Source organism: bacterium (assembly GCA_037143175.1).
Lineage (GTDB): Bacteria > Verrucomicrobiota > Kiritimatiellia > CAIKKV01 > CAITUY01 > JAABPW01.
Genome location: JBAWZF010000096.1, coordinates 1 through 3,944 on the forward strand (window position 1 = coordinate 1; position 3,944 = coordinate 3,944).

The window sequence follows — 3,944 nt, forward strand, 5'->3', positions numbered from 1 at the left end:
TAAGCCACATGCTCCTCCGCTTGTGCGGGCCCCCGTCAATTTCTTTGAGTTTTAATCTTGCGACCGTACTCCCCAGGCGGTACACTTAACGCGTTAGCTCCGTCACAGGGGGGGTCAATTCCCCCTACAACAAGTGTACACCGTTTAGGGTTGGGACTACCAGGGTATCTAATCCTGTTTGCTCCCCCAACTTTCGTGCCTCAGTGTCAGTTACATTCCAGAGAGCCGCCTACGCCACCGGTGTTCTACTTGATCTCAACGCATTCCACCGCTACACCAAGTATTCCGCTCTCCTCTCCTGCACTCTAGTTTGGTAGTTTCGGACGACATTTCACCGTTGAGCGATGAGCTTTCACGCCCGACATACCATACCACCTACGCACCCTTTACGCCCAGTAAATCCGAACAACGCTTGCCACCTCTGTATTACCGCGGCTGCTGGCACAGAGTTAGCCGTGGCTTCCTCTTCCGGTACTATCAATTTCATCTAGTATTAATAGACAATTTATTGTTCCCGAATGACAGGAGTTTACGACCCGAAGGCCTTCATCCTCCACGCAGCGTCGCATCGTCAGGCTTGCGCCCATTGCGAATGATCCTCGACTGCAGCCTCCCGTAGGAGTCTGGGCAGTGTCTCAGTCCCAGTGCGGCTGACCATCCTCTCAGACCAGCTACCCGTAAGCCTTGGTGAGCCGTTACCTCACCAACAAGCTGATAGGACGCGGGTTCCTCTCTCGGCGACAGGACCTTACGGTTCCCCGTCTTTGATCAATCCACCATGCGGCAGACCATCGTATTGGGTATTAGCCCACCTTTCGGCGGGTTATCCCTAACCAGGAGGTAGATTACCCACGCGTTCCTCGCCCTTCCGCCACTCTCGTCTCGTTTGTATTGCTACATCCAAAACTCTCGTTCGACTTGCATGCCTAATCCACGCTGCCAGCGTTCGTTCTGAGCCAGAATCAAACTCTCCGAAAAAATTACACCAACGACTTATTCCTAAGCCATTGGAGTTTGACTATCTTAGTTTCGTCCTACCTGCTTTCGCAGACAGAACCAGAACAGTTGCTTAACAAATCACATCACTTCCGAATCGAAGTGTGTCTTGCAGGTTATTCTGTTTTCAAAGATCAAGACACAAAAAACTACCAAACCCCGGTCGATCTCTACTCTCGTCTAGCCGACCGGAATCGGCGCTTGTGTCGTTCGTTTCAGAGACTCTTGTCTCGATTGCTGGGAAAGTTATAGCCCTTACCCCTTCAACTGTCAATAATCGCTGTTTGAAATTTTAATGTTTTTTTTTGAAGGGCGTTTTATAAGGACTTTCCCGCTTTTTTATAGACGCTCGACGTGCCCATCCAGATAGACGGCGTTCCCTTTGCCTTGGTGAAATGTTCCTACTTCATTGGTGCCGCACTGTGGATCGGTGTCTTGTCCGGCATTCGGAAGAAGCCCTTTATCATCGCAATAAAGCATAGTCGACACGGCTGTTAGATTTAAAATGTTGGCCCCACTGACGTTCATATTCGTCACCATCCCATAACTGCGCCTGGGCGAGTTCTGACCGCAAACGCTCTTCATGGCAAATGTAGGACACAGATATACAGCGTCACCTTTGACATATGTCCAGAGCGCTCCATTTGTTATCGACTTATATCCGTCCGCATCATACCAAGCGTTATTCCCGGCTGCGGTAGCGCCCGGCAATTGGTTATACCAAGCCACCCAGCCTGGAATATGCTTTTTTGTACCATCACTTTGATCCTCCATCCAACTGGCTGAATACGGAAGATGGCCAGTTTGGCTAGCCATATTTAAGGATGCTATCTGAAGTTGGCGTAGGTTGGACGCGCATCTTACACCACGCCCGTACTCCCTCATTTTACTTAACGCTGGATAAAGTATGGCCGCCAGTACAAGAATAATCGCAATAACCACCAGCATTTCGATCAATGTAAACCCTTTAAATCGCCGTTTTTTCATCATTTCCACCCTCTCTTTAAATATGTCGTTTAAGCTTTATATGGCAGTCTATTTCATCCAGCAGGTTTGACAAGACGTTTCTGGACAGTTTTTAGCCGGGTTATCAGGTGAGCAGCGCGCTGAAAAGGCTCGTTTCCCCGTAGTCGCGCATGAATAAGACGTCGATCGCGCCAGACTTCAACTATCTTGAAACAAGGTCCAGTCCTTAGGTTTTCACGAAAAGACCTCATTTTGACTTCGGCAAGGTGGCGTTCGACGTCCCGGCGAACGATTCTACGCACCGGTCGGCAATCAGCCGCCGGGGACGTCGGCTGCCACCTGCGCTTCGCTCTAGTTAATGGGACTTTTGCTGCAGAATATTCAATGAATGACCTGGCTCCCGACCGGGGTTCCCACTAATCAGGAAATCGAGAAATGAGGGTTTTGCTTCAAAGCCCCTTCGGCGAATCTCAGGGGAGCAGCAGCGCCCTCCATTGAATGGAGGATCCTGCACCGTTTGGGCTGCAGTTCATTATTGCCCAGGGTAAAAACTTTTCTAAAAAACGCTGTTCCCGCTGTTGACATTTTCCATGGCACAGTAGTATTATGTTTAATGTAAAGGTTTGTTAAAACTCATTTATCGAGAGGGGCGTTATGAAAAAAAGTTTTCCAGTGATTGTATCAGTTTTATGCGCAGTAGCATCGGTAAGTATGGCTCAGAAGCCCGTACCGTACACAGAAACGTTCGAAAATTATGCACCGGGCTCCAACATGGTCGGTTCGGTCTGGCAGGGCGACGCCAATACGGCGATCGCAGTGGTGAGCAATTTGACATATACGCCTCCTTCGAAAGGTTATGCAGTTCAGTCTGCAGAACATACCAAGGTGATGGCATTCAGTGAAGGAACCATTACGAATGAATTTAACGGCACAAGCATCACGGTTGCGGCGATTGACACGATGATCAAGCCGTCGTTCTGCGAGGAGCGCCCAACCGCAGACCAGATGGGTGCCGTGACTAATTCACAAGTATCTGTCTACATTGACACAAATGGTTATCTAAACATCTATCATGGCGTTATGGATGCGCCCTTCCCCGGGCCTCCTGTTTTAACCCAATGGACGATCCTTACGAATGCTGTTCCATTGACAACCGGCAGTTGGTGCCGCCTGACTGTAGTCATGAACTACGATATCGCAAACTCAATGTCCATGTTCAAAATCGGCGTCAACGGCAGCTATATCAATTCCCCGGAAGGTTATGTTTCTCCTGACGTCGGCACCGATAAAGATGGGCAGTGGTTCGTGAGCCCGAAGTGGTATGACGGCGATTTGCAGCTTCACCGCATTATTCTCTCCGGGAGCGGAATGCTGGACGATATGGTGGTAGGAACGAATGAAGTGACCTTCCCCGAGGGCCCGTTGTACGCGACCAATGGTGTGCCAGTTTCCTGGATGGAGACCAGCGGGCTGAGCACTAACAGCACCAACACAACATGGGATGCAGTGGCGTTGGCTGATGATGACAGCGATGGCGTGACTAATTGGCAGGAATGGGTCACGGGAACCTCACCGACTAATTGGTCGTCGAAATTGATCATCGTCAGCTCAACCTATAGCAATGGCTTCCCGATCCTCAAGTGGATTGGTTCAGCTAGCGCGCAGAATAACTACACCATCCAGTGGTCTTCGAACCTGTTGAGCGTACTGGCTTGGACAAACGCTATAGAGAACTGGCCCAAGGCCGATGGCACGAACGAAGTCACGCTCCAGGCACCTGCGGTCTCACCGGCCTTCCTGCGGGTGACGGTCCCGGTTCCCTGATCTGATTAGGGACGTCGATTGAGACGTAAAAGAGCCACCGGAAATCCGGTGGCTCTTTTTTTTGTCCACCGAAGAGGTTGCGACAGAGCGCAACCCTCCATAAAAGAAAAAACTTCCGCAATGGAGGGTTGCGCTCTGTCGCAACCTCTTAATTAAAG

General features: G+C 50.2%; 2 protein-coding genes and 1 rRNA gene. 1 reads left to right on the top strand and 2 read right to left on the bottom strand.

Going from position 1 to position 3,944, the window contains the following annotated elements; translation table 11 throughout:
- Together WCI03_15120 and WCI03_15125 are read right to left on the bottom strand one after the other, a co-directional pair.
- A 16S ribosomal RNA gene (locus WCI03_15120) occupies nucleotides 1-978 on the bottom strand; the annotation flags it as partial.
- Nucleotides 979-1,335: 357 nt separating this feature from the next.
- Nucleotides 1,336-1,986, bottom strand: a complete 651-nt coding sequence (locus WCI03_15125; GenBank protein ID MEI8141183.1) for a prepilin-type N-terminal cleavage/methylation domain-containing protein — start codon at nucleotides 1,984-1,986, stop codon at nucleotides 1,336-1,338.
- 630 nt (nucleotides 1,987-2,616) lie between these two features.
- Here WCI03_15125 and WCI03_15130 point away from each other — a divergent pair.
- Nucleotides 2,617-3,786, top strand: a complete 1,170-nt coding sequence (locus WCI03_15130; GenBank protein ID MEI8141184.1) for a hypothetical protein — start codon at nucleotides 2,617-2,619, stop codon at nucleotides 3,784-3,786.
- Nucleotides 3,787-3,944: the final 158 nt, after the last annotated feature.

Excerpts from the sequence above, each read along its gene's own strand:
- WCI03_15125 (MEI8141183.1), bottom strand. The coding sequence starts at position 1,986 with ATGATGAAAAAACGGCGATTTAAAGGGTTTACATTGATCGAAATGCTG.
- WCI03_15130 (MEI8141184.1), top strand. The coding sequence starts at position 2,617 with ATGAAAAAAAGTTTTCCAGTGATTGTATCAGTTTTATGCGCAGTAGCA.